Source organism: Exilibacterium tricleocarpae, assembly GCF_007004655.1.
Lineage (GTDB): Bacteria > Pseudomonadota > Gammaproteobacteria > Pseudomonadales > Cellvibrionaceae > Exilibacterium > Exilibacterium tricleocarpae.
Genome location: NZ_ML660096.1, coordinates 23,355 through 40,237, shown reverse-complemented (window position 1 = coordinate 40,237; position 16,883 = coordinate 23,355). Strand labels below are relative to the sequence as shown.

At 53.4% G+C, this 16,883-nt stretch carries 15 protein-coding genes and 1 tRNA gene; 14 read left to right on the top strand and 2 right to left on the bottom strand.

Annotated features, from left to right (window positions below):
- Nucleotides 1–4: 4 nt before the first annotated feature.
- Entirely contained in the window at nt 5–307 is a 303-nt protein-coding gene (locus tag FKG94_RS15985; RefSeq protein WP_142905504.1) for a YhbY family RNA-binding protein, read from the bottom strand.
- Between the two features lie 93 nt (nt 308–400).
- On the opposite strand from FKG94_RS15985, the gene rlmE reads away from it, so the two are divergent.
- The 9 genes from rlmE to FKG94_RS15940 all read left to right on the top strand — a co-directional run bounded on the left by rlmE (nt 401) and on the right by FKG94_RS15940 (nt 8,368).
- Nucleotides 401–1,021 (top strand): 23S rRNA (uridine(2552)-2'-O)-methyltransferase RlmE, encoded by a 621-nt coding sequence (gene rlmE, locus FKG94_RS15980; RefSeq protein WP_142905334.1) that lies wholly within the window; start codon nt 401–403, stop codon nt 1,019–1,021.
- A 273-nt stretch (nt 1,022–1,294) separates the two neighbouring features.
- Entirely contained in the window at nt 1,295–3,196 is a 1,902-nt protein-coding gene (gene ftsH / locus FKG94_RS15975) for an ATP-dependent zinc metalloprotease FtsH (RefSeq protein WP_142905333.1), read from the top strand.
- 48 nt (nt 3,197–3,244) lie between these two features.
- Nucleotides 3,245–4,108, top strand: a complete 864-nt coding sequence (gene folP / locus FKG94_RS15970; protein ID WP_425460051.1) for a dihydropteroate synthase — start codon at nt 3,245–3,247, stop codon at nt 4,106–4,108.
- 101 nt (nt 4,109–4,209) lie between these two features.
- Entirely contained in the window at nt 4,210–5,547 is a 1,338-nt protein-coding gene (gene glmM / locus FKG94_RS15965) for a phosphoglucosamine mutase (protein WP_142905332.1), read from the top strand.
- A gap of 166 nt (nt 5,548–5,713) precedes the next feature.
- Nucleotides 5,714–6,454, top strand: a complete 741-nt coding sequence (tpiA, locus tag FKG94_RS15960; protein ID WP_142905331.1) for a triose-phosphate isomerase — start codon at nt 5,714–5,716, stop codon at nt 6,452–6,454.
- Between the two features lie 46 nt (nt 6,455–6,500).
- The gene (gene secG, locus FKG94_RS15955) at nt 6,501–6,905 is read left to right on the top strand and encodes a preprotein translocase subunit SecG (RefSeq protein ID WP_142905330.1); all 405 of its coding nucleotides are present in this window, start codon (nt 6,501–6,503) and stop codon (nt 6,903–6,905) included.
- Between the two features lie 17 nt (nt 6,906–6,922).
- Nucleotides 6,923–7,007, top strand: a tRNA-Leu gene (locus FKG94_RS15950).
- A gap of 399 nt (nt 7,008–7,406) precedes the next feature.
- Nucleotides 7,407–7,766 carry a winged helix-turn-helix domain-containing protein gene (locus FKG94_RS15945; protein ID WP_142905329.1) on the top strand — a complete coding sequence of 120 codons (360 nt, stop codon included), beginning with the start codon at nt 7,407–7,409 and terminating at the stop codon, nt 7,764–7,766.
- On the top strand, nt 7,763–8,368 hold the full coding sequence (locus tag FKG94_RS15940) for a nucleotidyltransferase (protein WP_142905328.1): 606 nt from the start codon (nt 7,763–7,765) through the stop codon (nt 8,366–8,368). The genes FKG94_RS15945 and FKG94_RS15940 overlap by 4 nt, the downstream gene beginning before the upstream one ends.
- Before the next feature lie 301 nt (nt 8,369–8,669).
- Here FKG94_RS15940 and FKG94_RS15935 read toward each other — a convergent pair whose 3' ends face one another.
- Entirely contained in the window at nt 8,670–9,416 is a 747-nt protein-coding gene (locus FKG94_RS15935) for a metallophosphoesterase (RefSeq protein ID WP_142905327.1), read from the bottom strand.
- Nucleotides 9,417–9,863: 447 nt separating this feature from the next.
- On the opposite strand from FKG94_RS15935, the gene FKG94_RS15930 reads away from it, so the two are divergent.
- The 5 genes from FKG94_RS15930 (at nt 9,864) to FKG94_RS15910 (ending at nt 16,805) form a co-directional block, all read left to right on the top strand.
- The gene (locus FKG94_RS15930) at nt 9,864–11,456 is read left to right on the top strand and encodes an AbgT family transporter (protein WP_281284250.1); all 1,593 of its coding nucleotides are present in this window, start codon (nt 9,864–9,866) and stop codon (nt 11,454–11,456) included.
- 125 nt (nt 11,457–11,581) lie between these two features.
- The gene (locus FKG94_RS15925) at nt 11,582–12,925 is read left to right on the top strand and encodes a Trm112 family protein (RefSeq protein ID WP_142905325.1); all 1,344 of its coding nucleotides are present in this window, start codon (nt 11,582–11,584) and stop codon (nt 12,923–12,925) included.
- 46 nt (nt 12,926–12,971) lie between these two features.
- Nucleotides 12,972–14,054, top strand: a complete 1,083-nt coding sequence (locus FKG94_RS15920; protein ID WP_142905324.1) for an alpha/beta hydrolase family protein — start codon at nt 12,972–12,974, stop codon at nt 14,052–14,054.
- Between the two features lie 298 nt (nt 14,055–14,352).
- Nucleotides 14,353–16,125 (top strand): NF038122 family metalloprotease, encoded by a 1,773-nt coding sequence (locus tag FKG94_RS15915; RefSeq protein ID WP_142905323.1) that lies wholly within the window; start codon nt 14,353–14,355, stop codon nt 16,123–16,125.
- A 179-nt stretch (nt 16,126–16,304) separates the two neighbouring features.
- Nucleotides 16,305–16,805: a hypothetical protein gene (locus tag FKG94_RS15910; RefSeq protein ID WP_142905322.1), complete on the top strand. Its 501-nt coding sequence runs from the start codon at nt 16,305–16,307 to the stop codon at nt 16,803–16,805.
- Nucleotides 16,806–16,883 lie beyond the last annotated feature (78 nt).

The following is a 16,883-nucleotide window of genomic DNA, read 5'->3' as shown; positions in this document are numbered from 1 at the left end:
GGCACTAATGGGAAATATTCGACAGCTTCCTTTTCGGCTGTCTGGCGGCGCGAAAGATCAGCGCAATCTTACCGATTTCCTGCACCAGCTCCGCGCCGCTGGCGGCGAGCAGGTCCTGAATGACGGTTTTGCGCAGGTCTCGGTCAGTAATGGCCAGCTTTACCTTGATCAGCTCGTGGTCGTCGAGGGCGCGGTTGAGTTCGTCGCGCACGCTGTCGCTCAAACCCTTGCCGGCGATAGTGACCACGGGCTTGAGGTTGTGGCCCAGGGCGCGGTACTGTTTGCGTTGATCGGCGCTTAAGGGCATGGCGAGGCTCACTGTAACGGTTGGCTGGGTTTGCAGAAGGAGCGCCATTTTACTCCTATCCGGCAGTTTAGCCAGAGCAGTGGCGAATTTATTATGGCCAAATCGAAAAGCAGTCACCGCTGGCTGCGCGAACATTTCAATGACCCCTATGTCAAACAGTCACAGAAGGATGGTTATCGCTCCCGCGCCAGCTACAAGCTGCTCGAACTGCATGCCAAAGACCCCCTGTTCAAGCCCGGTATGACCGTGGTTGACCTGGGAGCGGCGCCGGGCGGCTGGTCGCAGGTGGCGGCCGCACTGGTGGGTGAGAAAGGCCGGGTACTGGCCTCTGATATCCTGCCCATGGACGCCCTGGCGGGGGTGGAATTTGTGCAGGGTGATTTTACCGAGCCGGCTGTACTGGAGCGCTTACTGTCACTGATGGAGGGCGGCCGCGCGGACCTTGTAATTTCCGATATGGCCCCCAACTTGAGTGGTGTGGCGGATATCGATCAGCCCAAGTCCATGTACCTGGTGGAACTGGCCCTGGACCTGGCGCGCCAGGTATTGAAGTCCGATGGCAAGTGGGTGGCGAAAGTGTTCCAGGGCGAGGGTTTTGACGCGTTGTTTCGCGATCTGCGCGGCAGTTTCACCCGGGTAGTCACCCGCAAACCCGGCGCCTCCCGGCCCCGCTCCCGTGAAGTTTACGTGGTGGCCAGCGGGTTCCGCGGTTGAGGGCCGCCCGGGGACTGTTGCAGGTGTTTTCCGCCGGCGAAAACTCGTTCCTGGTCGCTTGCAAATCGGTACCACAAATGGTCTAGTGTGACCACAGGCAACCAGTATTTGGCGGGCGGTGTCTATACTTTACTTTACAGATCCGCCGACGTTTTTGGGGTTTAAATTGACCGGTTTTGCCCCACTGAACGTATAAAGGTAGCGAAGGTGTGCGCGGCGGCGCCCCAAGGCTGCCGTTTAAGTTGTGATTATGAGGGTAACCCTTTGAATGATATGGCGAAAAATTTGGTGTTGTGGCTGATTATCGCCGCAGTCCTACTCACCGTATTCCAGAACTTCAGTCCCCAGGCCGCGCGGGAGACGCTCAGCTACTCCGACTTCATCGAGGAAGTGCGTTCGGACCGGGTCAAATCCGTCACCATCGACGGGGTCATCATCGAGGGTGAGCGCCACGACGACAACTCGCGGTTTGAGGTAGTGCGACCGCTGCTGGCCGATGACAAGTTAATGGACGATTTGCTGGCCCACGAGGTGGAAGTCAAAGGCCGCAAGCCCGAGCAGCCCAGTATCTGGCAGCAACTGTTGGTGGCCAGCTTCCCGATTCTGCTGATTATCGCCGTATTTATGTTCTTTATGCGCCAGATGCAGGGCGGCGCCGGCGGCCGCGGCGGCCCCATGAGCTTCGGTAAGAGCAAGGCGCGCCTGCTCGGCGAGGACCAGATCAAAACCACCTTTGCCGATGTGGCCGGGGTGGACGAAGCCAAGGAAGAAGTGCAGGAACTGGTGGAATACCTGCGTGATCCCTCCAAGTTCCAGCGCCTCGGTGGCCAGATTCCCCGCGGGGTGCTGATGGCAGGGCAGCCCGGTACCGGTAAGACCCTGCTCGCCAAGGCGATTGCCGGCGAGGCCAAGGTGCCGTTTTTCTCCATTTCCGGTTCCGATTTCGTGGAAATGTTTGTCGGTGTCGGTGCTTCACGGGTGCGCGACATGTTCGATCAGGCCAAGAAGCAGGCCCCCTGTATTATCTTTATCGATGAAATCGACGCCGTGGGTCGCCACCGCGGCGGCGGCCATGGCGGCGGGCATGACGAGCGCGAGCAGACCCTGAACCAGTTGCTGGTGGAGATGGACGGTTTCGAGGGCAACGAGGGGGTGATTGTTATCGCTGCCACTAACCGCCCGGACGTGCTGGACCGCGCCCTGATGCGCCCCGGTCGTTTCGATCGCCAGGTGTATGTGGGACTGCCGGATATTCGCGGTCGCGAACAGATCCTGAAGGTGCATATGCGCAAGGTGCCGCTGGACGAAAGCGTCAAGGCATCGGTGATCGCCCGCGGTACGCCGGGCTTTTCCGGCGCCGATCTGGCCAATATCGTCAACGAGGCGGCGTTGTTTGCGGCGCGCGCCAACAAGCGCACCGTCACCATGGAGGAGTTTGAGAAGGCCCGCGACAAGATCATGATGGGTGCCGAGCGCAAATCCATGGTGATGTCGGAAAAAGACAAAGAGATGACAGCCTATCACGAAGCCGGGCACGCGATTGTCGGCTACCTGATGCCCGAGCATGATCCCGTACACAAGGTAACCATTATCCCCCGCGGGCGGGCCCTGGGTGTGACCCAGTACCTGCCTGAGGACGACAAGTACAGCTCCAGCCGCCGTTATCTGCTCGGGCGTATCGCCTCGGCTTATGGCGGTCGCATCGCAGAGGATTTGGTGGGTGGCAGCGACGCCGTGTCCACCGGCGCCCAGGGTGATATTGAGGCAGCCACTTCACTGGCCCGCAACATGGTGACCAAATGGGGATTGTCCGACAAGCTGGGCCCGCTCAACTACGGCGAGGACGAAGGTGCTTATCCGGGTATGGCCACCAAAAATTATTCCAGTGCCACTGCCAAGATGATCGACGAGGAGGTCAGGCGCATTACCGATGAGTGCTACCAGACCGCCGACAAGATCCTCAACGAGAACCGCGATATTCTCGAATCGATGAAAGATGCGCTGATGGAGTACGAAACCATTGATTCCGAGCAGGTGGACGACCTGATGAACCGCCGTAAAGTGCGCCCGCCCCACGACTGGCAGGACGACGACTTTAACCGTCATCTCAAAAACAAAGATGCGAACGATGATAAACGCGCCGGGCCCATCGGCGGGCCGGCCAAAGAGCACTGATTCACCGCACACGGACGGGGCCGGTTCTGATACCGGTCCCGTTTATTTTTGTCTGCCATAATTATAATGATGTATCTGAGCTGCGCCGACCAAACCCTCGATTTGTCCCAGCCCACTATCATGGGCGTCTTGAATACCACACCGGACTCGTTTTCTGATGGCGGCAGCCTGTTTGAGCGCGACCGTCTGTCTCTGTCATTGGCGCTGCAAAAAGCGCAGCAAATGGTGCTGGAGGGGGCGGCGATAATCGATGTGGGCGGCGAGTCAACCCGCCCCGGTGCCGCCGCCGTCTCGCAGGAAGAGGAACTGCAGCGAGTGGTGCCGGTGGTGGAGGCCATCAGGCGCGAGATGGATGTGATTGTGTCGGTGGACACCAGTTCGCCGGCGGTGATGACGGCGGCGGCGGCGGCCGGTGCCGGCCTGATCAACGATGTGCGCGCGCTGCGCCGCGAGGGTGCCCTCGCGGCAGCGGTCAAAACCGGCCTGCCGGTGTGTCTGATGCATATGCAGGGCGAGCCGGGTTCGATGCAGGACGAACCTCGCTACGATGATGTGGTGACCGATGTCGCGGGATTTCTGGCCCGGCGTCTGGCCGACTGCGAGCGCCAGGGATTGCCCCGGCAACGAATACTGCTGGACCCGGGCTTTGGTTTCGGCAAAACCGTGGCGCACAACCTCGCCCTGCTCAAGGGGCTCGATAAACTGGCTGCCATGGCGCAGCCATTGCTGGTGGGCCTGTCGCGCAAATCCTTGATCGGCAAAGTCTTGGGGCGAGACCTGGCAGATCGGCTGCCGGGGAGTCTGGCGCTGATGCTGATGGCCGTGCAAAAGGGTGCACATATTGTGCGGGTTCACGATGTCGCCGCCACGGCAGATGTGTTAAAACTGTATCGCGCCGTCGCCACCGCCTAGTCAATTATGGCCGGTGATTTCGTCGCGATTGACACAAATATACTCCTGCCGGCAGGCCGCCGGCGACGGGAATAACTTGAGGCAAACAATGGGACTGACTAATGGCACGTAAATATTTTGGCACCGATGGTATACGCGGGCGCGTGGGTGAAGCGCCGATTACACCGGATTTCATGTTGCACCTGGGCTGGGCTGCGGGCAGGGTTCTGGCCGAACGCTTCGATGGTCCGAATATGATTTTGATCGGCAAGGATACGCGTATTTCCGGCTATATGTTCGAATCGTCGCTGCAGGCGGGCCTGATCAATGCCGGTGTCGACGTCGGTCTGCTCGGTCCTATCTCCACCCCTGCCATTGCTTACTTGTCCCGCACTTTCCAGGCCCAGGCCGGGATCGTGATCAGTGCCTCCCACAATGCCTATCACGACAACGGCATCAAATTTTTTAACTCCAACGGCAGCAAACTGGCGGACGATGTGGAACTGGCTATTGAGGCGCAACTGGAACAGCCCATGGTGATGGCCGACCGCTTGGGCAAGGCCAAGCGCATCGAGGATGCCCGCGGTCGCTATATCGAGTTCTGCAAGGGCACACTGCCCTGGGGGTTCAACCTGCAGGGGCTGAAAATTGTGCTCGATTGCGCCAATGGCGCCACCTATCATCTGGCGCCGAATATTTTCCGCGAACTCGGTGCGCGGGTAATCCCCATCGGCGTCGAACCGGACGGTTTGAATATCAATCGCGACTGCGGTTCCACCAAACCCGAGGCCCTGCAGGCCAAGGTGGTGGAGTCCGGCGCCGATCTCGGCATTGCCTTTGACGGTGATGGTGACCGGGTGGCATTTGTCGATCACAAAGGTGAGTTGGTGGACGGCGATGAACTGCTGTTTATTATTGCCTCTCATCAAAAACAATACAGCAAGGGTTGTGACGGCGTGGTTGGTACCCTGATGACCAACTTCGGCTTTGAGCTGGCGCTCAAGGAACTTGAGATTCCCTTTGCGCGCGCCAAGGTGGGCGACCGCTATGTGCTGGAAACCATGCGCCAGCAGGGCTGGCGGTTGGGCGGCGAATCCTCCGGCCATATCGTCTGCAGCGATGTGACCACCACCGGCGACGGTATTGTGGCAGCTCTCCAGGTCATGTTGGCTCTCGTGACCCAGGGAGTAAACCTGTTTGAGGCCAAACAGGGGATGACCAAACTGCCCCAGGTCATGATCAATGTGAAAATGGCGCAGCGGATCAACCTTGACCAAAACGAGGCTATCCAGGCGGCGGTGGGGCAGGCGGAGCAGCGTCTGGATGGCAGCGGCAGGGTGCTGTTGCGGCCTTCGGGCACCGAGCCTGTGGTGCGTGTAATGGTCGAGGGAGAAGACCTGCCGCTGGTCAAAACGCTGGCCGGCGAGCTGGCTGCGGCGGTGGAAAAGGCGGTTGCTTAACGCCGGCATCTCCGCTACCATTGGCGCCCGCTTTGGCGGCGGTCCATTAGCTCCGGCCAGTAATGTCGGCAATGTAACTTTGGGACTGGCTGGTTGTATCGCCTGTGAATGGTTTTACCGTGAACAGGTTCACGGTGAGCAGATTAACGGTGAATAGGCTTAAACCATGCGTCGTCCGCTGATTGTTGGCAACTGGAAAATGAACGGCTCCCGCAGCCGCAATGCCGAGCTGCTGGGCGCGCTGCTGAGTCGCTGGCAGGGGGTTCACCAAGCGGAAGTGGGGGTGTGTAGTCCCTCTGTCTATCTGCAACAGCTTGCCGACTGCCTGACCGGCTCCAACATCTGGGTGGGCGCCCAGGATGTCAGCCCTCACGACAGCGGAGCCTACACCGGGGAAGTGTCCGCTGCCATGCTGGCGGAGATGGACTGTCACTATGTGATTGTCGGCCACTCCGAGCGGCGCGAGTATCACGGTGAGACCGACGCCTTGGTGGCGCAGAAGTTTGCCGCTGCGCAAAAAGCGGATATTGTGCCGATTCTCTGCGTCGGCGAGACCCTGGCGCAGCGCGATGCCGGCGACGCCCTGGTGGTGATCGGAGAGCAGCTGAAAGTGGTGATCGAGGCCTGTGGCCGCGACGCTTTCAGCCAGGCGGTCATCGCCTATGAACCTGTCTGGGCCATAGGTACCGGTCGCACGGCCACGCCTAAACAGGCGCAGGAGGTACACGCGTTTATTCGCGACCAGTTGGGCGAGCAGGGCCTGGGGGTGCGAATCCTCTACGGCGGCAGCGTCAAGGGGGCGAATGCGGCGGACCTGTTTGCCGAGACGGATATTGACGGTGCACTGGTTGGCGGCGCGTCGTTGAAAGCCGAAGAATTTATCGAGATCTGCCGGGCGGCCGAGTAACTGTCGGGTGTGGCAGGCAAACCAGCTATAGAACAGACTGGCGTTTATGGAACAGTTTATATTAGTCGTACACGTATTGACCGCGGTGGCCATTATCGGCCTGATCTTGTTGCAACAGGGCAAGGGTGCTGAAATGGGCGCCTCCTTTGGCGCCGGCGCTTCGCAGACCGTATTTGGCAGCCAGGGCAGCGGCAACTTTTTTACCCGCAGCACGGCGGTATTGGCAACGTTGTTTTTCGCTACCAGTTTCGGCCTGGCCGTCGTGGCCAAACAGAATGCGGACGTGGCGGCCGGCGCCGGTATTCCGGTGTTGCAGGAGTCGCGCGAGGAGGCCCCCGCGGTTCCGGACTCCGATCTACCGCTGGTTGACCCCGATCAGACGCAGGAAGACACCACCGGTGATCTGCCGGTAGTTGACGAAGAACCTGAACCGAGCGAGTTGCCGCAGTAGTGTTGATGACAGCTTTAGCCCAAGTGGTGGAATTGGTAGACACGCTATCTTGAGGGGGTAGTGGCGCAAGCCGTGCCGGTTCAAGTCCGGCCTTGGGCACCATATTTGATTTCGAAGAATTCCAGGTTGATTTAAAACGTCTTAAAAGGCTCGTAGTTCGGGCCTTTCTTGTTTCTGTATTTTCTTATAGTGTTTTTTTCTTCTATTTTAAGCTTTTGTCATCCGGTGCGATTAGCCAGCCCCTGAAGGTTCTTTAGTCCCATGCACTGACCGACACTAAGTTAAGCAGACAAAGCGTGATACAAAGACACTTGTGAACAATAACGCTTATATTTTTATCTCGCGTTGATAGATATGGCAATTTGCCAGTAAATATGGAAGCGTGTCTATGTGTGGGTGTATGGGCATGGCTCAACTCAGCTCTTGTCACTCCAGAGCGTAAACTATATTATAGGTAATTAAAACTAATATATAGTTAACCTTTCCCACAAGGTAGTTACCATGTTTGTCCTCAAAGGCATTCTTCGGGCCGAAAGCCAGGAGAAGATTTTACTCTACTTACTCGTGCGCGAGCGCGGTTACGGCAAGGGCATTGCCGATTTTTACGGCATTGCGCTCACTCCGGTGCAAAAGCAACTGCAGCGCTTGGAGGACGACGGCGTCGTCGCCAGTCAGCCGCTGGGCGGGATGCGCCAGTTTCGACTCAACCCGCGGTACCCGTTCATTGCACCCTTGAAAGAGCTGCTGAAACAGGCGCTGGCAAGCTACCCAACCGATCTCGCCCGCGAGTTGGCAATGGACAGGCGACGCCCGCGCAAGGCCGGCAAAGCCGTGAACCTGGTGCGGGAAACTAAGTCGTGAGCAATTACGCGGGTGTTGAGATTGTTGCTCTGGCCGCAGAGATAGTCAGCCATCTGGCCGATCACGGCATCGAGGTGGTTGTGGTAGGCGGGCTGGCCGTGGAGATCTATTCGCAAAACTGCTACCTGACAAAAGACATTGACATGGTTGATGTCTCCTACGCCAAACCCAAGACTCTGCACGCGGCGATGGCCAAACTCGGCTTTCACAAAAAGGGGCGGGTTTTTGAGAATACGACCACCCCCATTACCGTGGAATTCCCGAGCGCTCCGCTGACCACCGGCGATGAACTAATTACTGAAACCACCGTGATTGCACACGAGTTTGGCAACATACCGATTGTGCATGCCCGTGACATTGTTAAGGATCGCCTTTCGGCCTTCTTTCACTGGAACGACAATCAATCGTTGGTACAGGCGCTGGCGGTTATGCAAGGTCACGACATTCCGGCACTTGATATTCAGGCGTTTTGTATCAAAGAGGCCGGTGTGAATAAGTACTACCTGGTGGCCAGCTTGCAGGCGGCGGTCAAGGCTCAGGCAGCGAGTGACATGAAAATCATCGAACAGCTGGTGGTGGACAAGATCATCGCGCAACAATGAATTCCATATCCTATTCGTTCAAAATTTGGTTGCTGTATCACTTTTTGTCTTTTAGACCGAGAGTTAGCGAACTAACAGATCCCTTATGAGCCGCTTTCAATTCCGGTCTTGGCCACCACTTTTGATTTCGAAGAATTCCAGATTGATTTAAAACGTCTCCAAAGGCTCGTAGTCCGGACCTTTTATGTATCTGTATTTTTACATAGAAGCTTTACCGAACTTGACTAAAAATACCAAGGGTAGGTCTGCCCACGGACGGAGCTTTTAGTGAGTAGCGCCAAAACCTATTTGTAAAGGTGCACTACACAGTGAAACTGAGCAGCGGGTCATACTGTATATTTTCCTCTCCAGGGTATCCCTTTGGGTTACACATAACCCTGCATCTGCCTATCATATAGTCTGAGCTGTTATGAAGATGTCCATGTAACCAATAATCAGGTTGATATTGTTCAATAAAACTGTCAATGTTTGACACATAAGCCGCGCTTGTTATGTCTTCTCGCAAGCCTACAGGTACGGACACTATGGACGGATCGTGGTGTGTAATGACCACATTCGTTTGTCCCGCCCGTGATTGAAATTCCTTTTCTAGCCACTGTAAAGATTGCCGATGAGCCACTGCAGTGTCAACGGAACGAATTTTGGAATAGCCGGGCAGTATTTTTATTTTTTTGTAGTCGTTCATTCTTTGCTGGCATTGATAGCCTGCGAATCTTGGATCGCCAAAAAGTTCAAAGTTGGTCCATAGTGCACAGCCCAGAAAATTACCACCATCTATAGTAACGACATCCATTTCTAAAACATGAATGTTCGTGCCTGCCGCAAGCTCTTTTAGCTGCAAAGCCAGTTTTGGGTAGGCTTTACCGTAGTACTCATGGTTACCTAAGACATATATTACGGGTTTATGGGGTATATTCTGAACAGCCCATTTAACTCCTCGGTCTTTGGCGTGAATATCGCCAGCCAGAACAACAACATCGCTATCATGATCTGGATATATATAGCTTTCGAATTCTATGTGCAGATCACTCAACAATTGGACTTTCATTGGTTCTCTGTTTGCTTCTTGAGATAGAAAGGCTCTAGATCCGCTGTGGGAAAATTACCGTACCGCATGCAAATAGCGCTCTTACAATCTCCGTTACCTAAATGATTTTTGGAGGGACGGCTGGTCACCGTGATCCTAGATCAGCATTAGTGTATTACAAATCTCGGCAGAAGAGTTGGATATTGGATTGGGTTAACGTGCTAAGCCATATTCAGTGGGAAGCCGGATCACTTGTGGAAAACCTCTCCGGCAGATTAATGGATTGTGGAAATCCCCTTGACTGAGGGTCACTGTGGACTGTCCTCCGGGAATTCATCCCCGAGACCTCGAAAATTTCGAACAATGAATAAGGTTTATGCGGATTTGTGGAGAAGGCTAACGCTCAGCTGGCAAATTCGTTACCATGGCTCGAAAATAGATAATCCATGTGCCATAGGGGAGGCAGACTTGTTAATAGAAGACACGAATAAAGAATCCAAGGACGGCCAGAATACCGGCTGGTTCAACCGCTTTCTGGCCACAGTCGAGTGGCTGGGCAACTTACTCCCCCATCCGATTACGCTATTTGCCGGTTTAGCCGCCTTTATTGTCCTGCTCAGCGGAATTTTGGGTTACTTCGATATCGCCGTGGCCGATCCGCGACCGCTCGACGCGAAGGGCAGGGACCCCGATGGCATGATCGAAGTGATTTCACTGCTCAACGCCGAGGGCCTGCAGCGCATTGTCACCGGCCTGGTTACTAATTTCACCGGCTTTGCGCCACTGGGTACGGTGCTGGTAGCGCTGCTGGGCGTAGCCGTGGCAGAGCATTCAGGGCTGTTGGCCACCGCCATGCGCGCCATGGTGTTGAACGCCTCAAAGCGGATGGTAACAGTCACCATTGTATTTGCCGGCATCGTCTCGAATACGGCCGCAGAGCTGGGCTATGTGGTGCTGATTCCCCTGGCGGCAATGATTTTTCACTCGCTCGGCAGGCATCCGCTGGCGGGTCTGGCGGCGGCCTTTGCCGGTGTATCGGGCGGCTACAGCGCCAACTTGTTGCTCGGCACCGTCGACCCGCTGCTGGCGGGCATTACTGAACCCGCCGCCCATATGATTGACCCCGATTATGTGGTGGGGCCGGAGGTCAATTGGTACTTCATGGTTGTCAGCACCTTTGTCGTCGCAGCAATGGGCGCTTTTGTGACTGAGAAAATCGTGGAGCCCAGGCTCGGCACCTATGACCCCAGCGAAGCCTCGGTAGAGCTGGATACGCGTGAAATGGTGCCGCCCTCTGCGCGGGAAATAAAAGCGCTCAAAATAGCTGGTATTGCCTTTGCGACCGTTTGCCTGCTGCTGGCCGCCACTGTCGTGCCCGAAAACGGCATTTTGCGCCATCCCGAAACGGGCGCCGTGGCGGGGTCTCCTTTCTTAAAAGGCATAGTTGCCTTTATTTTTGTCACCTTTGGCATAACCGGTTTTGTCTACGGCCGCGCCGCCGGCACTATGAGGAATGACAGAGACGTAATCAATGCCATGTCAAAAAGCATGGGCACTATGGGGTTGTACATTACGCTGGTCTTTTTTGCCGCTCAGTTTGTTGCCTTTTTCAAATGGACCAACCTGGGTACCGTCCTGGCCGTAAAAGGCGCGAGCCTGCTGCAAACCCTGGGCCTGGATGGCCCCGAAGTCTTTGTTTTCTTTATTATCATGTGCGGTGTCGTCAACTTGTCGCTGGGCAGCGCATCGGCCCAATGGGCAGTAACAGCCCCCATTTTTGTACCCATGCTGATGCTTATTGGCTTTGCACCCGAAGTGATTCAAGCGGCCTATCGTATCGGCGATTCAGTAACCAATCTCATTACACCGATGATGAGTTATTTCGGCTTGATTTTGGCCATTGCATCGCGCTACAAAAAAGACCTTGGTATCGGCACCTTGATAGCCACTATGTTGCCTTACAGCATTGTCTTTCTTTTTGGCTGGACGATATTATTTTATGTTTGGGTGTTTCTTCTCGGTCTGCCTGTCGGTCCGGGGAGCGCCACATACTACGGCTAGTAAAGCCAAGTTCTGAACAGTTGTTTCAACACCTTTTCCGCTTCTGCATGTGTTGTAAATACTGTGACAGAAGAAAGAGTGCTGCTTAGGGTAAATCTATCATTTTAAGTGGGGTGGAAAAGTATATGAATTTGACCGCATCACTGTGTGAGCTTTTAGCTTGTCCACTTAGTGGCAGACCACTGCAATTGGTAGACGGGCAGCTTCAGGTGGACGATGCTACGCAGCGCTATCCTGTGATCAATGACATTCCCTGGGTTTTGCCCAATGCCGAGCATTCTCTGCTGGATTGGGGAGCCAAGCTCAATCACTTTAATCAGGTGTTGTTAAGCGAAGTCAAGGCCCTGGAGGCGGAGTGTAAAAAAGCCCAAGGCGCAACACTGGACCGGCTGGAGCGCCTTTTGGCCGCGAAAAAACGCTTTGTGCGATGTGTCAGTGAATTATTGCGGCCGGTGGTTAGTGCCCGCGTCACCCGCAAACCCGTATACGATGCGCTGAGAGACCGGGCGCCAAGCACCCAAAATCTGCTTAGCTACGAGGCCAATCTGTATCGCGACTGGGTGTGGGGAGAGCAGGAAAACGCCTTGACCCAAGACCTTGTACTGGCCCATCTCCTGCAGCAGAGCCTCGGAAACATGCTGGTGCTGGGGGCCGGTGCGGGTCGTTTGGCATTGGATTTACACTGCGAATTAAAGCCGGATATTACCGTTGCCACCGATATCAATCCACTGTTGATGATGTGTTTCAAGCATTTGTTAGACGGCAAACAGCTCCGTATCGACGAATTCCCTTTACAGCCGCGGGCCAGCGAGTTTGTCGCGGTAGAGCACCTGATCGAAGGCCTGCAATGGCCGCAGGGATTGCACCTGCTGTTCAGTGATGCAACCAAACCGGCATTTAAACCGGAAGCTTTTAATACGGTGATCACGCCGTGGCTTGTTGATATTCAACCGCTGGCATTCGGGCGCTTTGTACAGCAGCTGAACCAGTATTTGCCGTTGGGGGGGCAGTGGATTAACTTTGGCAGTCTGGTGTTTAATCAAAAACGTGATTTGCACTGCTACGGCATTGAAGAGGTAAAACAGCTTGCCGAGGCGCAGGGTTTTAACATTCTGGAACTGAAAACCCATGAGATACCCTATTTAAAATCCCCCTATAATGCGGGCTATCGAATGGAGCACGTGTGGACCTGGCGGGCACAGAAAGTCGCCGCAGTAAAACCCCTGCACAACCCACAGACGATGCCCGGCTGGATTCTCGATATCCAGCAGGCTGTTCCAAAAAACCAGTATTTTCGTAATTTCACCATTACCCATCGGGTCTATGCCCAATTGACCGGCGAGGTCGATGGCAAGACTTCCATCGCCAAAATTGCAAAAAAAGTGGCGAAACAAAACAATATGGATGTGAGGGAGTCAGAAGTTCTGGTGAAGAACTTCTTTAGCGACCTTGTTTCGCAGTCGGACTGAGTCATTGCAGTTGGCAGGTAGCTTAGTATAAAAGTAGAGGAAAGTATTGAAAAAGTTTTCTTTTTTTACAGGCATAGTCATGCTAGTGGCTCTATGTGCCAGTTCGCTTGGCTTATTGCCAAGGCCGCAGAATCCAAAAAAGAGGCCGTATCGCATCAAACCCGTTCAGTTTAAGGGAGGGGGGACCGATGTGATTCTGGCAGGGGAGTTAACTGTACCTCATGGGGAAGGGCCATTCCCCGCGACCATAATGATCACAGGTTCAGGCCCTCAGGATCGTGATGAGACGGCTGTCGGTCATAAACCTTTCTTGGTTCTGTCAGATCATCTCACCCGTAGTGGATTTGCCGTACTTCGCTATGATGACAGAGGCGTGGGCGATAGTACCGGAGAGTTCGTAAGTGATGGTATGTGGAAACCGACAATGGAGGATTTCGCAAAGGATGCCGCAGCAGCTTACCACTTTCTTCAAGGTCTCCCCGAAGTCAATCAGGAAAAAATTGGTTTTGTTGCCCATTCAGAGGGCGGCTATATAGCCCCAGCTGCAGCAGAGCTCGTTCCGGCAGCATTTATGGTGCTTCTTGCGGGTGCAGCCCTGCCGTTGCTGCCAGATGTCATATTGACCCAAATAGCAGATGTAACTCGTGCTCAGGGAAAGCCCCAAAAAGACATAGAGCATGGACAGGATTTGTTTAAAGATATTACAAAAATATTAAAGACAAGCGTCTCGACATCAGATGCGAGAAGCCATATTGAAGCACGACTGAAATCGCACGGTGCCACACGAACGGAAATAAAGGCAAATATGGAGGTATGGGGTTCTGACTGGGCCCGGTATTATGCGAACTACAACCCGCTTCCGGCTCTCAGACAATTCAAAAAGCCTGTTCTGGCGCTCTTCGGTGATAGAGACCTGCAGGTTTCAGCCGTCGAAAATGCGCCCGTTGTGGAGAGCGCCCTTTCCAATCCTGAATCGGAGGTGATTGTATTTCAAAACCTGAATCACTTGTTTCAGCCCTCGGAGTCCGGGAAAGTCGAAGAGTATGTTTGGATTAATACGACAATCGATCCGATTGTATTAAGAAAAATTACCGACTGGCTGTCTGCCAGAACAAGAACTGACTTATAGAGCCCGGTGAAGCAGGGTTATCCACTACCCCCGACCCCACCACCGGAAGAGTTGCCTCTAACAACGTTCGCTTCTGGGACAATGCGGCCTGTCGGCCCTGACTCTTTTTCCTGATCTATCGAACACGACCGACTGGAAATTCTGTTTCCGTATTGCCATACGGTGCCTCCTTGCGCATTTTTCCAGGCCGGTTCCAAAAATTAAACAGCTTTGTCCAAAATTTAAATGCTTAATCCCCGCCTGACCCTACAATACTGGTTTGCATCAGCTTTAAATGGAGTGAGTGAGGAAAGGAATAATGTGTATTTTCGTGCCAGCCCGGTTATCAATCCAGTCATTTTTTAAACAGGCTTCTTGTCAATTAGCCGTTCTCTGCTTCCTATTCTATGCCGATCTCCCTCATGCGCTTGAGTTCGAGTTCATTAACAAGGGTGTTATTCCTCTTTCTAATGTAGAAATGGATGCAATAGAACAAGCGGGTATTATGTGGAGCAGCTACTTTAGCGACCCGATTACAATAAAAATCAATGTCGACTGGCAAAAAGAGGAATTCTTTGTTTCCGATTCCATACTCGCTTCGGTGCAGGTCGGCCGAACCACTGCGCCGGCAGTGATGGTGCGGGACAGTTTACTGGCGGAAGCTGATGCAACAGAACGCAGTTTACTGTCCTCCCTGCCGATGGCGATACCTGTGCTCCACACAGGTGCACCTATGAACGACATCAGTTTGAGCCTGGCAAACGCCAAAGCCCTGGGTATCACACCTGCTAACGATCCGCATTTCGGTGCAGCCCTGGCAAATCACGCCGATGCCCATATCAGCTTTAATTTAAGGCATGCAGGTCGCTTTTTTTACGATCAAAACCGTGTTGAAAGCGACAAATACGATTTTGTCGGTATCGCCATGCATGAAATCGGGCATGCGCTGGGGTTTACCAGTATTGTCGATGTGCAATGGATGAATCCCGGTGTGCGTTTAAACCCTATGTTACTTGATGTTTTCCGATTTGCCGGCGGAATCATGGCCCCCTCCCTTACTTTCGACAAGCGTCAGACCCTTCCCGGTTACGCCATGTTTTATGATGAAAAACTCAATTATGCCCCGTTTGGTTCCGGTTTGGCCTACTTTGATCCAATTCACTGTGGCTGGCCGCTAACCTATTGCAGTGCGAGTCATTGGGAGGATATGAGCGGTAACCTTATGACATCCGCCGGCAAAGGCAAGCCTATCTCCATCGAAGCGGATGATATTCACGCGATTGACCGTATTGGTGTGGATCAGATGTGGCGTAGCGGCATTCCACTTATTCATGTAAAAGCTGAGTTTTATGATATTAATGACCCGTTACCTGAATACGACAACAAAAAATTCTCTACAAAAACCGAAGCACCGCCGTTTGACAGTGTTACGCCGAATTTCGGTGTGCCGCCAACTCATGCTTTTCATATTAGTTTGGATGGCCATGCTGGTGCAGGCTTCGCGGTGTTTATTCCTAAAGAAGAAAACAGAAAAATACCGGCTATCGATTTCTGGCCGCGGGATGGCAACCAAGAGCTGGATAGCCAGTGGGAGGCCGAACCAGCGGTTGAGATGATGCCTCACTTTCCGCCGCGCTTTTCACACTTTTACTTTGAATCAAAAAATAGTAGTTATCGTTTTAAATTCATCAGTACATTCTCTAACTACGGTGCTATTTTTGATCCCGAACTGGGTCCCTATGGCGGTTTTCGTTTGAGTGGCTTCCTGGACGGTGATCTGGATGGCAATTTCTCCGAGTCTGCTCCGAATGACGAAAACCGCGACAAGCCTACGGATTATGATGCAACAGTCACTATGCTATTGCTGCTCCAGAAGCCACATAAGATAGATGACGGTATTGCCGGGGTCTCCTTCGCCATTAAATGGCAAGGAAAGCAACACGTGCAAGACAATATATTGCACCTTATTGATAACTCAGCCTTTGGTGCACCATCTGCATACAACAATTCCTCTTCCTATCAAGAGGCATGGGAAATGCGTGTGCAACAGCTTGAAGGAGACACGGAGCCTGGTCGAGATATCGCTATTTAGGGATCCACGCGACCAATTTGTCCGAATAGTAAATGAAGTTGTCCTAATATTGGATGCGGCCTTCCTCCTAAAAAATACAATTCGTCGTGAATGTACCTGTTTTCGCTATCACCAGATTTAGCGCTGACAAAACGTGCATAAATCCGCGGAATAAGATTGTATTTAATGAGGAAATAATTGTGAAAATAAAATTCTTAGCTATTGTTGCGTTTCTATTTATTGGTGCGCACTCTGCTTACGCGCAAATGTTCGGTTGGCACGGTTCCGTAACCTTCACCAACGGAGTCAATGACTTCGACGTAACTTTTTCCGGGCCAACTTATTCAGATTGCGAGAGCCAGAGAGGCCTCGTGAAATCGTTGTATAGCCCGCCTACTTATTCGGTCGTCAGTGAAATACCGTGCATTTCACTTTATATCGATCCACGTGTCTTCGCTGTTCCTGAAGTCAAGATTCCCCTGCCGGACCCAGGCTGCGAATCCTGCCCTTACTTGCGGGAAGATCTTATCGAGCTTATCTATCCCCGAAATTTTGAGAAAGTAAAAAGTCTTGTGGACGAGTACCGGATTCAGCAATACAACGAGGCTTTGGAAACGCTGAACTCGCAGTTTGATCTGGAAGGATTTGCCAAGCAAATGTATTTCCTTGAAAAAGAAATTGGTCAGGTTGTAAAGCAGTAGTGGCTGGTGCAAGAAAACAGGTGCTTTAGGTCAGCCGTTAGGTAAACGATATCTTTCCCGGCGAGTGTATTGGAATTA